This is a genomic window from Motiliproteus sediminis (assembly GCF_017912535.1).
GTDB lineage: Bacteria > Pseudomonadota > Gammaproteobacteria > Pseudomonadales > Balneatricaceae > Motiliproteus > Motiliproteus sediminis.
Map to the genome: position 1 here is coordinate 132,184 of NZ_JAERQK010000006.1, position 17,831 is coordinate 150,014.

A 17,831-nucleotide genomic window follows, 5' to 3' on the forward strand; every position below is an offset into this window, starting at 1 on the left:
TTTACGGACCGGGCTTTTACTGAACATTTTCAGAGATCAATTCTCGGAATTGAGCGCCTCGGTCAGAGCCGCCTGGATCTCCTCTGCGCTCACAGTCGCAGTGCCGGAAGCTTGTGCCGCCTCATGGCGCTTGCGCTTGCGCTCGCTGTGGTAGGCCAGACCGGTACCGGCCGGGATCAGACGACCCACTACCACGTTTTCTTTCAGGCCGCGCAGGGAATCACGCTTGCCGGTTACCGCACCTTCGGTCAGTACGCGGGTGGTCTCCTGGAAGGAGGCCGCGGAGATGAAGGACTCGGTCGCCAGTGAAGCTTTGGTGATACCCAGCAGCACGCGCTCGAAGTGAGCCGGCATCTTGTCTTCAGTCGCTGCCTTTTCGTTCTCTTCCAGCAACTGGGTGTATTCCACCTGGTCGCCCTTGATCAGGTTGGTGTCACCGGCGTTGGTCACATCAACCTTGCGCAGCATCTGACGCACGATCACTTCGATGTGCTTGTCGTTGATGATTACGCCCTGCAGACGGTAAACGTCCTGAATCTCGGAAGTGATGTACTTGGCCAGCTCCGCCACACCCAGAATCCGCAGGATGTCATGGGGGTTGGACGGACCGTCAGAGATCACTTCACCTTTCTCCACGTGCTCACCTTCGAACACGTTGAGAGTGCGCCACTTGTGGATCAGCACCTCGTACGGATCGGATCCGTCGGTCGGCGTAATCACCAGACGCTTCTTGCCTTTGGTCTCTTTACCGAAGCTGACGGTACCCGAGATCTCGGCCAGGATAGCCGGCTCTTTCGGACGACGTGCTTCGAACAGGTCAGCAACCCGCGGCAGACCACCGGTGATGTCCTTGTTACCTTGAGACTCATGCGGGATACGGGCAATGATGTCACCCACTTCCATCGCCGAGCCGTTATCAGCATTAAGCAGCGCATCCGCCGGCATCATGTACTGCACCGGACTGTTGTTGCCCGGGTGAGTCAGCTCTTCGCCGTTGTCGTCTACCAGGGTGACCATCGGACGCAGGTCCTTACCGGCACTCGGGCGATCCTTCGGATCCAGTACTTCGATCTGGGTCAGGCCGGTCAGCTCGTCGGTCTTACGGGTGATGGTCAGACCTTCTTCCATGCCGGAGAACGCAACCTTACCCGCGACTTCCGCCACGATCGGGTGGGTGTGCGGATCCCAGTTGGCAACCACATCGCCGGCACTGACGGTGTCACCATCTTTAACCTTGATGGAGGAACCATAGGGCAGCTTGTAACGCTCGCGCTCACGACCGTGCTCATCGGTCACACCCAGTTCGCCGGAACGGGAGGTGGCCACCAGGGTACCATCGGTCTTCTCAACGAACTTGAGGTTGTGCAGACGGATCACGCCGCCGTTCTTGACCTGAATGCTGTCGACTGCCGCTGCCCGCGATGCCGCACCACCGATGTGGAAAGTACGCATGGTCAGCTGGGTACCCGGCTCACCGATGGACTGTGCCGCGATTACACCGACGGACTCACCGATGTTAACCAGATGTCCGCGACCCAGATCACGACCATAACAGTTGGAGCAGACACCGTGACGGGTGTCACAGGTGATGGCTGAGCGCACGATGATCTCGTCCACGGAAGAGAGACGCTCGTCGGATTCCAGCCGCACCACCCAGGCTTCGTCGATCAGGGTACCGGCCGGAATCAGGGTGTCCTGAGTCGCCGGGTCGATCACATCCTTGGCAACCACACGGCCCAGCACACGCTGACCCAGCGGTACCACCACGTCGCCACCTTCGATCAGCGGCTGTAGCAACAGGCCGTTGTCGGTGCCACAGTCAACCTCAGTGATCACCAGATCCTGTGCTACGTCGACCAGACGACGGGTCAGGTAACCGGAGTTCGCGGTCTTCAGAGCGGTATCCGCCAGACCTTTACGCGCACCGTGGGTGGAGATGAAGTACTGCAGTACGTTCAGACCTTCACGGAAGTTGGCCACGATCGGCGTTTCGATGATGGAGCCATCGGGCTTGGCCATCAGACCCCGCATACCGCCCAGCTGACGCATCTGCGCCACACTACCCCGGGCGCCGGAGTCAGCCATCATGTAAACGGAGTTGAATGACTCCTGCTTAACCTGATTGCCCTCGTCGTCCAGTACCGGATTACCCTCGGCGTCAACGACGTTATCGACCTTCAGGTCCGCCATCATCGCTTCGGTGACCTTTTCGTTGGCACGGGACCACAGGTCGATCACCTTGTTGTACTTCTCACCGGCGGTTACCAGACCGTCCGCGTACTGAGACTCGATCTCTTTAACTTCAGCTTCCGCCTCGTCGATGATCGCCTTCTTGGCATCCGGAATAACGAAGTCGTTCACACCCACGGAGGAGCCGGAGCGAGTCGCGTAGGCGAAACCGGTGTACATCAGCTGGTCAGCAAAGATAACGGTATCTTTCAGACCACAGCGACGGTACGCCTCGTTCAGCAGACGGGAGATGGACTTCTTCTTCATCGGCTGGTTGACCAGCTCGAACGGCAGACCGACCGGTACAATATCAAACAGCAGCGCACGACCGACGGTGGTTTCGATGATGGAGGTAGACTCAGTGATATTACCCTCGACATCACGCACCTTCTCGGTGATCCGCACCTTGACCTTGGCCTGCAGCTCAACCTGCTTGGCACCGTAAGCGCGAGACACTTCCGCGCTGTCGGCAAACACCATGCCTTCGCCCTTGGCGTTGAGCTTTTCACGGGTCATGAAGTACAGACCCAGTACCACGTCCTGGGACGGCACGATGATCGGCTCGCCGTTGGCGGGTGAGAGGATGTTGTTGGTGGACATCATCAGCGCGCGGGCTTCGAGCTGCGCTTCCAGCGTCAGCGGTACGTGTACCGCCATCTGGTCACCGTCAAAGTCAGCGTTGTAGGCCGCACACACCAGCGGGTGCAGCTGAATCGCCTTACCTTCGATCAGTACCGGCTCGAACGCCTGGATACCCAGACGGTGCAGAGTCGGTGCGCGGTTCAGCAGTACCGGGTGCTCGCGGATAACCTCGGCGAGGATATCCCAAACTTCCGGCGTTTCGCGCTCGACCATTTTCTTGGCCGCCTTGATGGTGGTAGCCAGGCCGCGCAGTTCCAGCTTGGAGAAGATAAACGGCTTGAACAGTTCCAGCGCCATCTTCTTGGGCAGACCACACTGGTGCAGACGCAGGTAAGGACCGACCACGATAACGGAACGACCGGAATAGTCGACGCGCTTACCCAGCAGGTTCTGACGGAAACGACCCTGCTTACCCTTGATCATGTCAGCCAGCGACTTCAGCGGGCGCTTGTTGGAGCCGGTGATGGCTCGACCGCGACGGCCGTTATCCAGCAGCGCGTCGACCGCTTCCTGCAGCATCCGCTTTTCGTTACGGACAATGATATCCGGCGCAGACAGCTCGAGCAGGCGCTTGAGACGGTTGTTACGGTTGATCACGCGACGATACAGGTCGTTGAGGTCGGAGGTCGCGAAGCGGCCACCGTCCAGCGGTACCAGCGGGCGCAGATCCGGCGGCAGTACCGGCAGCACGCTCATGATCATCCACTCCGGCTTGTTACCGGAGGCAACGAAGGCTTCCATCAGCTTCAGCCGTTTGGAGACCTTCTTGATCTTGGTTTCAGAGTTGGTGTTGGGGATCTCTTCACGCATCTGGGCGATTTCGCCGTCCATGTCGAGATCTTTCAGCAGCGCCTGAACCGCTTCGGCACCCATCTTGGCTTCGAACTCGTCACCGAACTCTTCCAGTGCTTCGAAGTACTCTTCGTCGTTCAGCAGCTGGCCGCGCTCCAGCGAGGTCATGCCCGGTTCGGTGACCACGAAGGATTCGAAGTACAGCACCCGCTCGATATCACGCAGGGTCATATCCAGCAGCAAACCGATACGGGACGGCAGCGACTTCAGGAACCAGATGTGGGCAACCGGGCTAGCCAGTTCGATGTGACCCATGCGCTCACGGCGCACCTTGGCCAGCGCGACTTCAACACCACACTTCTCACAGATCACACCGCGGTGCTTGAGGCGCTTGTACTTGCCACACAGACACTCGTAGTCCTTGACCGGACCGAAGATCTTGGCGCAGAACAGACCTTCACGCTCGGGCTTGAAGGTCCGGTAGTTGATGGTTTCAGGCTTTTTAACCTCGCCGAAGGACCAGGACCGGATCATCTCCGGCGACGCCAGACCAATTCGAATGGAATCGAATTCGTTGGACTGGCCTTGGTTCTTCAACAGATTCAGCAAATCTTTCATCGGGCGTAGCTCCTTGCGGAGTTATCTGCGCGAGGGACATGCCCCCGCGCACAAGATAACTGCTGCTTATTCGTTTTCCAGTTCGATGTCGATACCGAGCGAACGGATCTCTTTGACCAGTACGTTGAAGGACTCGGGCATACCCGGCTCCATCCGGTGGTCACCGTCCACGATGTTTTTGTACATCTTGGTTCGGCCGTTCACGTCGTCCGACTTCACGGTCAACATTTCCTGCAGGGTGTAGGCCGCACCGTAAGCTTCCAGCGCCCAGACCTCCATCTCCCCGAAGCGCTGACCACCGAACTGCGCCTTACCACCCAGCGGCTGCTGGGTAACCAGGCTGTAGGAGCCGGTGGAACGCGCGTGCATCTTGTCGTCCACCAGGTGGTTCAGCTTCAGCATGTACATGTAGCCCACGGTGACCGGACGATCAAAGGTATCGCCGGTACGGCCGTCGCGCAGTACGAACTGGCCGGTGTCGCTGAGGCCGGCCAGGCGCAGCAGGCGCTTGATCTCGGCTTCCTTGGCACCGTCGAACGCCGGCGTTGCCATCGGCACACCGCCGCGCAGGTTGTCGCACAGCTCCAGGATCTCCTCGTCGGAGAAGGTTTCGAGCTCTTCACGGCGGCCAGAGCCATCGTTGTAGATCTCGTCCAGCAGCTCACGCAGCTTGGCCACTTTCTCTTGCGCATCCAGCATCGCCGCGATCCGTACACCCAGACCCTTGGCCGCCGCACCGAAGTGGGTTTCCAGGACCTGACCAACGTTCATCCGCGACGGTACACCCAGCGGGTTGAGGACGATATCGACCGGATCGCCGTTCTCGTCGTAAGGCATATCTTCCACCGGCTTGATGGCAGAGATAACACCCTTGTTACCGTGACGACCAGCCATCTTGTCACCGGGCTGCACGCGACGCTTGACCGCCACGTAGACCTTGACGATCTTCAGCACGCCCGGTGCCAGATCGTCGCCCTGCTGCAGCTTGCGCTTCTTGTCTTCGTACTTGTCGTCCAGTTGCTGACGACGCTCCGACAGCTGGGTCTGAGCGCTTTCCAGCAGCTCGACCAGAGACTCGTCGGCAACGCGAATCTTGAACCACTCGGAACGCTGCAGACCAGCCAGATACTCGTCGGTCAGGGTGTCGCCCTTCTTCAGCCCGGGGCCGCCGTTGACCTTGGCACCCACCAGTGCTTTTTGCAGACGCTCGAAGGTCGCACCTTCAACGATACGGAACTCGTCGTTCAAGTCCTTACGGATAGAAGACAGCTGTTCCTCTTCGATCTGGATTGCACGTTTGTCTTTCTCAACACCGTCACGGGTGAACACCTGCACGTCGATAACGGTGCCCTTGGTGCCGGTCTTGACCCGCAGCGAGGTGTCCTTAACGTCAGAGGCTTTTTCACCAAAGATGGCGCGCAGCAGCTTCTCTTCCGGAGTCAGCTGAGTTTCGCCCTTGGGGGTTACCTTGCCGACCAGGATGTCACCGGGGCCCACTTCGGCACCGATGTAAACGATACCGGACTCGTCCAGCTTGCCCAGTGCGCTCTCGCCGACGTTGGGAATGTCAGAGGTGATCTCCTCCGGCCCCAGCTTGGTGTCACGCGCCACACAGGTCAGCTCCTGAATGTGGATAGTGGTGAAACGATCTTCCTCAACCACGCGCTCCGAGATCAGGATGGAGTCCTCGAAGTTGTAACCGTTCCAAGGCATGAACGCGATGCGCATATTCTGACCCAGCGCCAGCTCGCCCATATCAACAGAGGGGCCGTCAGCCATGATGTCGCCACGCTCAACCTGATCGCCCATCTTCACCAGCGGGCGCTGGTTGATACAGGTGTTCTGGTTGGAGCGCACGTACTTGGTCAGGTTGTAGATATCCACACCCGCTTCACCAGCGATCACTTCGTCGTCGTTGACGCGAACCACGATACGGCCGGCATCGACGGACTCGATCTCACCGCCACGGCGAGCGACCACACAGACACCGGAGTCGCGTGCTACGTTACGCTCCATGCCGGTACCGACCAGCGGCTTCTGCGACTTCAGCGTCGGCACCGCCTGACGTTGCATGTTGGAACCCATCAGGGCGCGGTTAGCATCGTCGTGCTCCAGGAACGGAATCAGTGACGCAGCGACAGAAACAACCTGGCGCGGCGATACGTCCATGAAGTCCACCTTCTCGGGCGGCATGACGTTGAATTCATTCATGTGACGAACCGCAACCAGATCTTCTGCCAGACGGTTGTTGTCATCCATCTTGGCGCTCGCCTGGGCGATCACGTGCTCCGCTTCGTCAATAGCGGAGAGGTATTCGATATCTTCGGTAACCACACCGTCGACCACTTTGCGGTACGGGCTTTCGAGGAAGCCGTAGCTGTTGGTCCGCGCGTAAGTGGACAGCGAGTTGATCAGACCGATGTTCGGACCTTCAGGGGTCTCGATCGGGCAGACACGACCGTAGTGAGTCGGGTGAACGTCACGCACTTCAAAGCCGGCGCGCTCACGGGTCAGACCGCCCGGGCCCAACGCGGAAACACGACGCTTGTGAGTCACCTCGGACAGCGGGTTGTTCTGGTCCATAAACTGGGACAACTGGCTGGAACCGAAGAACTCTTTGATCGCCGCCGCAACCGGCTTGGCGTTGATCAGATCCTGCGGCATCAGGCCATCGCTTTCGGCCATGGAGAGACGCTCGCGCACGGCACGCTCAACCCGCACCAGACCCACACGGAACTGGTTCTCGGCCATCTCGCCGACGGAACGTACGCGACGGTTACCCAGGTGATCGATGTCGTCGACTACGCCCTTACCGTTACGGATGGCGATCAGGGTCTTCATCACCTCGAGGATATCGTCTTTGTCCAGGGTACCGGCGCCGGTCACGGCTTCGCGGCCGAGGCGGCGGTTGAACTTCATCCGGCCCACTTCAGACAGGTCGTAGCGATCCAGAGTGAAGAACAGGTTCTCGAACAGCGACTCGGCCGACTCTTTGGTGGGCGGCTCGCCCGGGCGCATCATGCGGTAGATCTCGACCAGCGCTTCCAGCTGGTTGCGAGTCGGGTCGGTGCGCAGGGTATCGGACATGAACGGACCGCAATCGAGGTCGTTCACGTACAAGGTTTCGAGGCTATCGATGCCCGCATCGACGATCTTGTCGAGCAGCTCCTGAGTGATCTCTTCGTTAGCTTCGGCAATCAGCTCACCAGTGGCCGGGTGCGGCATATCTTTGGCGATCGCCTTGCCCACCAGGTATTCACGCGGTACTTCCAGCTCGGTAACTTTGGCTTTTTCCAGATCGCGGATGTGACGCGCGGTAATCCGCCGCCCCTCTTCCACGATCACCTTGCCTTTGCCGTCCTTCAGATCGAACAGCGCAGTTTCGCCGCGCAGGCGAGAAGCAACCAGCGCCAGCTTGAACGTGCCATCAGCAACCTGGTAGTTGTCGGTATCGAAGAAGATGTCGAGGATCTCCTGGGTACCCAGACCCAGGGCGCGCAGCAGAATAGAAGCCGGCAGTTTGCGACGACGGTCGATACGGACGAAGACCAGATCCTTGGGATCGAACTCGAAATCGAGCCAGGAACCACGGTAGGGGATGATCCGCGCGGAATAGAGCAGCTTCCCGGAAGAGTGGGTCTTGCCCTTGTCATGATCGAAGAACACACCGGGGGAACGATGCAGCTGGGAAACAATAACCCGCTCGGTGCCGTTAATAACGAAGGTACCGTTCTCGGTCATCAGGGGCATTTCGCCCATGTAAACTTCTTGTTCCTTGATATCCTTGACGGCCTTGGTAGAGGAGTCACGATCGTAGATGATCAAGCGAACCTTGACGCGCAGCGGCGCCGCGTAAGTCACCCCACGCAGCGTACACTCCTTAACGTCGAAAGCGGGCTCACCCAGACGGTAGCCCACGTATTCCAGCGCTGCGTTTCCGGAGTAGGACGCGATTGGAAACACGGAATTGAACGCAGCATGCAAACCCACATCTTTTTTGCTATCTGCTGATGCCGCACCGGTCTGTAAGAACTTGCGGTACGAATCGATTTGAATGGCCAGCAGGTAAGGCACATCCATAACGTGAGGCAATTTACCGAAATCCTTTCGGATACGTTTTTTCTCTGTGAACGTGTAAGCCATCAGCATTCCCCAGCTTGTGCACCGATATTAACGACGACGAGCACTATTGACCTCGCCATCAGCAGCCGTTTAACTCATTGATTCTTAAGAATCGTATAACGGCAAAAAGGCCGGTGGCTACGCGCCACCGGCCGTATGCGTAACGTTTAGTGATTACGCGCGCTAGACGCCATGGGCGTTAGCGATTACTTCACTTCTACGGAAGCGCCAGCTTCTTCCAGAGCTTTCTTCAGCTCTTCGGCTTCTTCCTTGCTAACGCCTTCCTTAACGGTTGCAGGCGCGCCGTCTACCATGCCCTTGGCTTCTTTCAGGCCCAGGCCGGTAGCTGCACGAACAGCCTTGATGACGTTAACTTTCTTGTCGCCAGCGCCAGTCAGAACGACGTCGAACTCGGTCTTCTCTTCAGCAGCAGCGCCTGCGTCGCCACCGGCAACCACAGCAACAGCAGCAGCGGCAGAAACGCCGAACTTCTCTTCCATTGCAGTAACCAGTTCAGCAACGTCCATTACAGACATTTCGGCGATTGCGTTGATGATATCTTCTTTGGTCAGAGACATTGTTTAAATCCTGATATGGGTGAGCCGAGGCTCAAATTAATCTTGGTTAAGCTGCGCGTGATCGTCGGATCAGGCGGCTTCGGTTTCTTTCTGGTCGCGGATGGCCGCAATAGTGCGGACCAGCTTGCCAGCGGAAGCTTCTTTCATCACGCTCATCAGCTTGGCGATGGCTTCGTCGTAAGTCGGCAGGCTAGCCAGAACTCCGATCTCAACCTCGGCACCTTCAAAGGCGGCACCTTTCAGCTCAAACTTGTCGTTCTCCTTGGCGAAATCCTTCAGCAGACGCGCGCCGGCGCCCGGATGTTCGGTGGAGAATGCGATGATGCTAGGACCTACCAGCTTGTCGTTCAGACAGGCATAGTCGGTGCCTTCAAGCGCACGGCGAGCCAGCGTGTTACGTACCACACGCAGCCATACACCGTTATCACGCGCTTGCTTGCGCAGCTCTGTCATCTTCGCGACGGGCACGCCGCGAGAGTCAGCGATGACCGCTGACAGAGCGCCCTGAGCAGCTTCCTGGACTTCGGCGACAATCGCCTTTTTATCTTCCAGTCCTAATGCCACGGTTTACTCCTGGATTCAGTTACCGCCGTTGCCGGCCGGGTAACGTCGTTACCTTCGCTTTCGATCACTCAAAAGCACGATTAACGGTGTGGGATCCAGCTTGAAATTCTGAATCGGGTCACCGTCTGCGCAGGTCGACCTGCTTAAAGCAGGAAGCAATTAAGAGAGCGCCGAAGCCCTCTCACCTGCGGTCTTTGACGGTCTTCGCAGTACGAAGACCCCAAAGTTCGTGGGCCGCAAGACCCTGACGACCACCTAACGGCGGCCGCCGACAGATCAGATGTCGAGGGTAGCCTGATCAACTACCAGACCCGGGCCCATGGTGGTGGACAGGGTCACTTTCTTCATGTAAACGCCTTTGGAAGAGGCCGGCTTCAGCTTCTTCAGGTCAGCCATCAGTGCTTCCAGGTTCTGCTTAACGGCAGCGGCTTCAAAGCCAACCTTACCCAGTGAGCAGTGGATGATGCCGTTCTTGTCGGTACGGAAGCGCACCTGACCAGCCTTGGCATTGTTAACCGCAGTGGTGACATCAGCCGTTACGGTACCAACCTTCGGGTTCGGCATCAGGCCACGCGGACCCAGAATCTGGCCCAGCTGACCAACGACACGCATCGCATCCGGAGTGGCGATAACGACGTCAAAATTCAGATCACCACCTTTGATGGTTTCCGCCAGATCGTCAAAACCAACCACGTCAGCGCCGGCAGCAGTTGCGGCTTCAGCGTTAGCGCCCTGCGCAAACACAGCCACGCGAACCTCTTTGCCCGTGCCATTCGGCAGTACGGTAGAACCACGTACAACCTGGTCGGATTTACGCGGATCAACACCGAGGTTAACCGCGACGTCGATGGATTCCTTGAACTTAACTGCGGAGATTTCCGCCAGCAGGGATACCGCTTCCTCGATCGGATACGCCTTACCTGCCTCTACTTTTTCTGCGATCGCCTTAGCGCGCTTAGTCAACTTAGCCATTACTCGACGCCCTCCACGTTCAGACCCATGCTACGCGCGGTACCGGCAATGGTACGCACTGCCGCATCCATGTCAGCCGCAGTCAAATCGGGCATCTTGGTAGTAGCGATCTCTTCCAGCTGAGCACGGTTAACAGTGCCAACTTTCTGAGTATTGGGACGGCTGGAACCACTCTTCAGACCAGCGGCCTTCTTCAGCAAAACAGAAGCCGGCGGCGTCTTGGTAACAAAGGTAAAGCTACGGTCGGCGTAGACAGTGATCACGACCGGAATCGGCAGGCCCGGCTCAACGCTTTGAGTCGCTGCGTTGAATGCCTTACAGAATTCCATGATGTTAACGCCGTGCTGACCCAGCGCGGGACCGACTGGCGGACTCGGATTCGCTTTACCAGCGGCTACCTGAAGCTTGATATAAGCTTGTACTTTCTTAGCCATTTTTACTCTCCAAACGGGTGCAAACGCCTCACGGCTCCCCAGTTACGACAAAAATGACAGACCCAAAGAGCCTGCCATTTCCTTATTCAACGAGCGCCTGATCAGTCTTTTTCGACCTGGCCAAACTCCAGCTCGACCGGCGTCGAACGACCAAAGATCAGCACCGCCACCTGCAGGCGACTCTTCTCGTAGTTAACCTCTTCGACCACACCGTTAAAGTCAGCGAACGGACCATCGGTGACGCGTACCATCTCTCCCGGCTCAAACATGGTCTTCGGCTTGGGCTTATCAACACCCGCCTCAACACGCTGCAGAATCGCCTCAGCTTCTTTTTCGGTAATCGGCGCCGGCTTGTCGGCGGTACCACCGATGAAACCCATGACCCGCGGCGTACCCTTAACCAGGTGCCAGCTGGCGTCATTCATCTCCATCTGCACCAGCACGTAACCGGGATAGAACTTCCGCTCGGACTTGCGCTTCTGCCCCGCACGCATCTCAACCACTTCTTCGGTGGGGACCAGAATTTCGCCGAAACTGTCCTGCATATCCTGCAGTTCGATTCGCTCTTTCAGCGACTGCATCACGCGCTTTTCGTAGCCCGAATACGCATGCACGACATACCAACGCTTAGACACGCAAGATCCTCTTAACCAATAATTCCTGCGACCAGCCAACTGAGCAGGGAGTCGATACCCCACAGCACCAGCCCCATAACCAGAACAACCACCACCACAATCAGGGTTGTCTGGGTAGTTTCCTGCCGGGTCGGCCAGACCACCTTGCGAATTTCAACCTTGGCTTCTTTAAACAGGGTAAAGAAAGCCTTGCCCTTGGCCGTTTGCAGCGCCATGAAACCCGCCACAGCCGCCAACGCCAACAGCGCCAGCACACGATACAGCAGCGACTGGTCGGCATAGTAAGAGTTACCGGCAACACCAACTGCCACCAGCACCGTTACGACCAACCATTTCAAAGCATCAAGCTTAGATTCACCTGAATCCGCTTTCGCATTCATGCGGTGGAGCCTCTACTCAGACAGGACCAGACAACGCTGATCCGAAGAAAAATCTGCCAACATTAGTTGGCAGGCCAGGAGGGACTCGAACCCCCAACCTGCGGTTTTGGAGACCGCTGCTCTGCCAATTGAGCCACTGGCCTGTCACAATGGGACGCAGATTATATCTGCGCCCCAAACCCTTTGCAACCTAGAAATTTACTCGACGATTCTGGCCACAACACCGGCGCCAACGGTGCGGCCGCCTTCGCGGATCGCGAAGCGCAAGCCTTCATCCATGGCAATCGGAGCGATCAGATTAACGCTCATCTGAACATTATCACCCGGCATCACCATCTCAACGCCTTCAGGCAGCTGGCAAGAACCGGTCACGTCAGTGGTACGGAAGTAGAACTGCGGACGGTAGCCATTAAAGAACGGCGTGTGACGACCACCTTCATCTTTGCCCAGCACGTACACTTCAGCCTCGAAGTGAGTGTGCGGAGTGATGGAACCCGGCTTGGCCAGAACCTGACCACGCTCAACTTCGTCACGCTTGGTGCCACGCAGCAGCGCGCCGATGTTCTCACCTGCACGGCCTTCGTCCAGCAGCTTGCGGAACATCTCGACACCGGTACAAGTGGTCTTGGTGGTCTCTTTGATACCGACGATTTCCACTTCTTCACCAGTCCGGATGATACCGCGCTCAACACGACCGGTAACAACGGTACCACGACCCTGGATGGAGAATACGTCCTCGATCGGCATGATGAAGGCGCCGTCGATGGCACGCTCGGGCTCAGGGATGTAAGAGTCCAGAGTCTCTACCAGCTTCTTAACGGCGGTAGTACCCATTTCGTTGTCGTCTTCGCCGTTCAGAGCCATCAGCGCAGAACCCGGAATGATCGGAGTGTCGTCACCCGGGAAGTCGTACTCGCTCAGCAGGTCACGCAGCTCCATTTCAACCAGCTCGAGCATCTCGGCGTACTCTTCGCTATCGGCACCGCCACAGTCTTCAGCCAGCAGGTCAGCCTTGTTCAGGAAGACCACGATGTAAGGAACACCCACCTGACGGGACAGCAGGATGTGCTCACGAGTCTGCGGCATCGGGCCGTCAGTCGCGCCACAAACCAGGATCGCGCCGTCCATCTGGGCCGCACCGGTGATCATGTTCTTGACGTAGTCAGCGTGACCGGGGCAGTCAACGTGCGCGTAGTGGCGCGCGTTGGAATCGTATTCAACGTGAGAGGTCGCGATGGTGATACCACGCTCGCGCTCTTCAGGAGCATTGTCGATCTGATCAAATGCTTTCAGCTCGCCACCCCAAACTTCCGCGCAAACGCGGGTCAGAGCAGCGGTCAGCGTGGTCTTGCCATGGTCAACGTGACCGATAGTTCCCACATTCACGTGCGGCTTAGTACGTTCGAAAGTTTGCTTTGACATCACACCTCTCCCAGTGCTCAGATTTTCATCGTTCCAGATGCAATAAAGGGCAGATATATCGCTATATCTGCCCTTTAATTCAGCTTGCTGCCTATGGAATGGAGCTCCAGGGCGGAATTGAACCGCCGACCTCACCCTTACCAAGGGTGTGCTCTACCCCTGAGCTACTGGAGCCCAATTCCATAACCAGCGATGCTGGAGCGGGTAGCGGGAATCGAACCCGCATCTTCAGCTTGGAAGGCTGAAGTAATAGCCATTATACGATACCCGCACATAGCCAATTACCGAGTCGAATGGTGGTGAGGGGTGGATTCGAACCACCGAAGCTCGCGCGTCAGATTTACAGTCTGATCCCTTTGGCCACTCGGGAACCTCACCTTACCTTTCGACTTTTTACGAGATCGATAACTCGCCCTGACCTTGAGTGGTGCCGGCACCAAGAGTCGAACTCGGGACCTACTGATTACAAGTCAGTTGCTCTACCAACTGAGCTATGCCGGCAAAGCCTCAAACGTCAGGAGGCGCAAATCTTACTCAGGGAGTTGTGTCGATGCAAGCCCCTGACAAGGTTTTTTTTCGCTTTTTACCGAGCCCCAGCGACGGGCCGTATCTGCCAGCGCCTGCTCCACCTCCCGGGCACTCAATTGCGTCTCTAATTCAACCACATAACGGGTCTGGTAGCGGGGCTTGATATAGATCTTGGCAGGGTAGCCGCGCCCTTCCAGCATATGCAACAGCGCATCGGCGGAATCCTTGTTCCGATAAAGCCCCAGAGACAGATGTCCGCCCAGCTCACCCCGTTGCACCCAGTAATTATCCAGCCCCATATCGAGCAGCTGCTGCCGGAGTGCACGCCGGGCGGAGCCGCTGCCGGGATTCTCTATATACACCCAGTAATCGGGATCCAGGGCTGTGCGCTGCTCATCGATCCGCGACCCACTGGCCTGCCAGAGAGCGGTCACCGCCTGGGCCTGGTCAAACGACGAGAACACGCCGAGCCGATAACAGCTGCTTGACGGAACGGCCGGCACCGCCGCTGGGACCTCAGGCGTCGCCACTACGACCTCATCCGCCTCTTCCTCTGGCTGCACCACTGTGGCCCCCGCTGTCGCCGGCACCGCAGCCGCTCTGGACAACAAGTCGTCGGCGGGCGCTGTGCTCGCGCTGGCAGCCAGCGGCGCAGCCTGCGTCAGTGACGCCGCAGACGCCGGGGCGGGCGTGGACGAGTCCGCCAGCTCGTTCAGCAGTCGCCAGGCGGGCACCGGGGGCAGTCGCACCTGCTGGCGCTGCTGCTCCACTTCAACCTGCTGACGTTGCCAGTAATAGCCGAACAACGCCAGATTGAGCACTATGAGCAACAAGGTCAGCCAGCGCACGGAGAGTCCTCCCATGCCAGCGCCAAACCATCAAGCACCAGATCAGGCAACAGCTCGCCGCACTCTGCGGCGCTGACAAACAGCGCCCCATCGCCACCGCATACCAGCAACGCCCCGTCCTCGGGCAGCAGGCGCCGGGTATCCCGCACCACCCGCTCGGCCAGCGCTGCCACCATCAAATGCAGACCATGCTGTACTGCCTCTTCAGTGGAACAGCCGGGGCGCGTATCGGGCGGCGCATCATGTTCAACCCGAATCTGCTGGGTATTGCCCAGCAGCCCGAGACGCATCAAACGCAACCCCGGCATGATATAGCCCCCCAGATGCGTTCCATCGGCCGCCACATAATCGAGAGTAATGGCGCTGCCGCAATCGACCACACAACAGGCTCCGCCGGCATGCCGGTAGCCGGCCAGCATCGCCAGCCAGCGATCAACGCCCATACGTGACGGATCCGCATAACTGTTGCGCACCCCGGCACACCGCGCAGCGGTGCGCGCCTGCCTGACATCGACCACACCCTTGGCCGCCGCCCAGTCACAAACTACCTTGACCGCATTCTGATGGCCTACGGATGCGATCCGAATCAGACGCAGCGACAGCCGATCCCAGTCGCCGGGCACCCGCCCCGCCTGCAACGACTCGGTTGTAATGGCACCACGCTGCGCGCCGCTGCGCCATTTAACCCGGCTATTGCCCACATCAAGATCAAGTATCACGGCGCCCCCCTGAGGCTGACTTCACCGCCATGGAAAGCCTGCTGCCCCTGCTCGGTCTGCAACAGCAACGCACCGGAACGATCGACTCCCAGGCAACGCCCTTCAATCTGATGACGCGGCGTGCTCAAGACCACCGACTCGCCGGCAAAGGCATCCCGAGCCATCCACGCCGCGCGAAAGGGTTCAAATCCCTCTCGGGAAAAACGCTGCAATCCGGGCAGCAAGCGATTGAGTACGGCAGCCAGCAGCTGATTACGGTCAACGGGCACCGCTCTATCGCTCAAATCACACCAGGGCTGATCGATGGCCGCTGCGGTCTCCTTTGACATCGCTACGTTGATCCCGACCCCAATCACCACCTGACATTGCCCCGAGGCATCACCGCTCATCTCCAGCAGGATACCGGCTAGCTTGCGCCGCTGACGCAGCAGATCGTTCGGCCATTTGAGCTGCACATCCTCGATGCCCATATCGGCCAGCCCCTGACTCACCGCCAGCCCCACCAGCAAACTCAGCCCTTCGAGCGCCGCAGCTCCACCCGAGAAGGTCCAACACAAGGAGAAATAGAGGTTGCGGCCAAAGGGACTTATCCAGGGGCGCCCCCGGCGTCCGCGTCCGGCAGTCTGCTGTTCGGCCAGATAGAGGCAGCCATGACGATCCCCCCGGAGGCTTTCCGCCATCGCCGTGGCATTGGTGGATTCAAGGATCAATGAACGCTGGATGGACGTCAGTTGCCGGCGTACCGACGGGTCCAGCGCGGCGCTGATACGTTCTTCATCCAGCAGCACCAGCGTATCGGGCAGGCGATAACCCCGACCCTTGACCGAATGCAGCGTAACGCCCAGCTGCTCCAGCTTCTTGAGCTGCTTCCATACCGCCGCCCGGCTGACGCCCAACTGCTCCCCAAGCGCTTCACCCGAATGAAATTCGCCGTCGGCAAGCACCGCCAACAGGTCGTCGATAGCCACGGCTTACCGCCGCTCCAGCACAATAAAGCTGTAATCGAACGGGTTGCAGCCGGACGAGGAGAAATCCTGCCGGGCACTCTGCTGCCACTCGGCCGGGTCAAATGCGGGAAAATAGGCATCTCCCTCGACCTCGTCATGCACCTGAGTCAGGTAGAGCCGCTCAATCCGCGGCAGTGCCTGCGCGTAAAGCTCGGCGCCACCGATCACCAGGGCCTCGTCACCCCCGTTAATCAGCGCAACCTGCTCGGCGCGCTCGATCGCCTGGTCCAGCGAATGAACGACCTCGATGCCGTCGCGCTGGTAGGCGGGATCCCGGGTTACCACAATATTGGTCCGCCCGGGCAACGGACGGCCGATCGATTCAAAGGTCTTGCGCCCCATGATGATCGGTTTGCCCAGGGTCACGGATTTGAAGTACTTGAGGTCTTCCGGCAGGTGCCACGGCAGGCGGTTGCGGTTTCCGATAACCCGATTTTGAGCCTGCGCCACAATCGCCGCCAAACGCATCACCTACCCCCTGTCGAATAAAAGGGCTCAGTGTATGCGCTGGCTGGCGGTGAGGCAACGCAAGTAGCGGCTAGGGCGATGCTTCGTTCAACTGCTTCAGCTGATCGCGAATAGAGGCAATCTGCTCCGCCGAGGCGTCCTGTGGGCGCAGGTATGCCCACAGCTTCATCTGCCGCGGCTCACGCCGATTGCGCAGGTCAATAGAGTCTCGTCGCACCACCAACTGCAGCTCGGGATCATAGTAATAATCTACCTGCTCACTGCGCACGCGCGCGTAGCTGCTGTTTTCATAGGAGCGGATGCAGCGAACCAGGTAGGTATCATAACGACGTTGATGCTGCTGAAGTCGCCGCCCCCCCAGGTCCTCGCAGTGCCAGAACTGGGTGTACTCACGCATATCCGGGCGCAGATAAAGCATCCGGAAGTAAACCTCATTACCCTGCCCCAGGGGCCATAACTCGTTGGGATCGCCCTGGATCAGTCGATGGGTGTATACGCCTCGACTGCTGTCACGCGACAGAATTGGCACAATAAAGTTATCGTCTCGGGTGAGGCGGTAACCGCGCTGATCCTGCCACAGCGTGCGCCCATTGCGTGTGGCGACCACCTGCTCGGAACGACGGTTTGCGTAGATCAGGGTTTCACCTTCGGTGTAGCGCGGAATACTCGCCGGGGGCAAATTCGCCAACGGCTCACCCGAGGGAAGTGACGACGCACAGCCCCCCAGAGCGAACATAACCAGAATCGACGCAACCGGGGCCGCACGCTGCTTCAGCAATCTCAACATCACTTCACCTCCTACGCAGGACACTGTAGGTTTGAACAACGGAGACTGCTTTATTCTTCCGTGAAAACACTATCCACCGAGCGTTA

The 17,831-nt window shown here is 58.5% G+C and carries 14 protein-coding genes and 5 tRNA genes; all 19 read right to left on the reverse strand.

Translation table 11 applies throughout. The features are described from left to right. Positions 1-36: 36 nt before the first annotated feature. The 19 genes from rpoC to JJQ76_RS12250 all read right to left on the reverse strand — a co-directional run bounded on the left by rpoC (position 37) and on the right by JJQ76_RS12250 (position 17,745). Positions 37-4,281 (reverse strand): DNA-directed RNA polymerase subunit beta', encoded by a 4,245-nt coding sequence (gene rpoC, locus JJQ76_RS12160; RefSeq protein ID WP_210397126.1) that lies wholly within the window; start codon positions 4,279-4,281, stop codon positions 37-39. A 66-nt stretch (positions 4,282-4,347) separates the two neighbouring features. Continuing rightward, positions 4,348-8,424, reverse strand: coding sequence for a DNA-directed RNA polymerase subunit beta (gene rpoB / locus JJQ76_RS12165; RefSeq protein ID WP_210397127.1), 4,077 nt, complete (start codon positions 8,422-8,424; stop codon positions 4,348-4,350). 185 nt (positions 8,425-8,609) lie between these two features. After that, positions 8,610-8,981, reverse strand: a complete 372-nt coding sequence (gene rplL, locus JJQ76_RS12170; protein WP_210397128.1) for a 50S ribosomal protein L7/L12 — start codon at positions 8,979-8,981, stop codon at positions 8,610-8,612. Positions 8,982-9,050: 69 nt separating this feature from the next. Then, positions 9,051-9,545 carry a 50S ribosomal protein L10 gene (gene rplJ, locus JJQ76_RS12175; protein WP_210397129.1) on the reverse strand — a complete coding sequence of 165 codons (495 nt, stop codon included), beginning with the start codon at positions 9,543-9,545 and terminating at the stop codon, positions 9,051-9,053. Between the two features lie 276 nt (positions 9,546-9,821). Further along, positions 9,822-10,517, reverse strand: a complete 696-nt coding sequence (rplA, locus tag JJQ76_RS12180; protein ID WP_210397130.1) for a 50S ribosomal protein L1 — start codon at positions 10,515-10,517, stop codon at positions 9,822-9,824. Then, a complete protein-coding gene (gene rplK, locus JJQ76_RS12185) occupies positions 10,517-10,951 on the reverse strand; it encodes a 50S ribosomal protein L11 (RefSeq protein ID WP_210397131.1) in 435 nt (144 codons plus the stop codon). Before rplK ends, rplA begins: the two co-directional genes overlap by 1 nt. 101 nt (positions 10,952-11,052) lie before the next feature. Continuing rightward, entirely contained in the window at positions 11,053-11,586 is a 534-nt protein-coding gene (nusG, locus tag JJQ76_RS12190) for a transcription termination/antitermination protein NusG (RefSeq protein ID WP_210397132.1), read from the reverse strand. Positions 11,587-11,597: 11 nt separating this feature from the next. Then, complete coding sequence (gene secE / locus JJQ76_RS12195) at positions 11,598-11,966, reverse strand: preprotein translocase subunit SecE (protein WP_210397133.1); 369 nt, start codon at positions 11,964-11,966, stop codon at positions 11,598-11,600. Positions 11,967-12,033: 67 nt separating this feature from the next. Then, positions 12,034-12,109: transfer RNA gene (locus JJQ76_RS12200), tRNA-Trp, on the reverse strand. 55 nt (positions 12,110-12,164) lie between these two features. Beyond that, positions 12,165-13,388: an elongation factor Tu gene (tuf, locus tag JJQ76_RS12205; RefSeq protein ID WP_210397134.1), complete on the reverse strand. Its 1,224-nt coding sequence runs from the start codon at positions 13,386-13,388 to the stop codon at positions 12,165-12,167. Positions 13,389-13,487: 99 nt separating this feature from the next. Next, positions 13,488-13,562, reverse strand: a tRNA-Thr gene (locus tag JJQ76_RS12210). A 22-nt stretch (positions 13,563-13,584) separates the two neighbouring features. Beyond that, positions 13,585-13,659: transfer RNA gene (locus tag JJQ76_RS12215), tRNA-Gly, on the reverse strand. Positions 13,660-13,682: 23 nt separating this feature from the next. Beyond that, a tRNA-Tyr gene (locus JJQ76_RS12220) sits at positions 13,683-13,766 on the reverse strand. A gap of 47 nt (positions 13,767-13,813) precedes the next feature. After that, positions 13,814-13,889: transfer RNA gene (locus tag JJQ76_RS12225), tRNA-Thr, on the reverse strand. 29 nt (positions 13,890-13,918) lie between these two features. After that, complete coding sequence (locus JJQ76_RS12230) at positions 13,919-14,779, reverse strand: hypothetical protein (RefSeq protein ID WP_210397135.1); 861 nt, start codon at positions 14,777-14,779, stop codon at positions 13,919-13,921. Then, the gene (locus JJQ76_RS12235; protein WP_210397136.1) at positions 14,752-15,483 is read right to left on the reverse strand and encodes a type III pantothenate kinase; all 732 of its coding nucleotides are present in this window, start codon (positions 15,481-15,483) and stop codon (positions 14,752-14,754) included. The genes JJQ76_RS12230 and JJQ76_RS12235 overlap by 28 nt, the downstream gene beginning before the upstream one ends. Continuing rightward, a complete protein-coding gene (gene birA, locus JJQ76_RS12240; protein ID WP_210397137.1) occupies positions 15,480-16,451 on the reverse strand; it encodes a bifunctional biotin--[acetyl-CoA-carboxylase] ligase/biotin operon repressor BirA in 972 nt (323 codons plus the stop codon). The genes JJQ76_RS12235 and birA overlap by 4 nt, the downstream gene beginning before the upstream one ends. A gap of 3 nt (positions 16,452-16,454) precedes the next feature. After that, entirely contained in the window at positions 16,455-16,958 is a 504-nt protein-coding gene (locus tag JJQ76_RS12245; RefSeq protein ID WP_210397138.1) for a dihydrofolate reductase, read from the reverse strand. Positions 16,959-17,028: 70 nt separating this feature from the next. Continuing rightward, positions 17,029-17,745, reverse strand: coding sequence for a hypothetical protein (locus JJQ76_RS12250; protein WP_210397139.1), 717 nt, complete (start codon positions 17,743-17,745; stop codon positions 17,029-17,031). Positions 17,746-17,831: the final 86 nt, after the last annotated feature.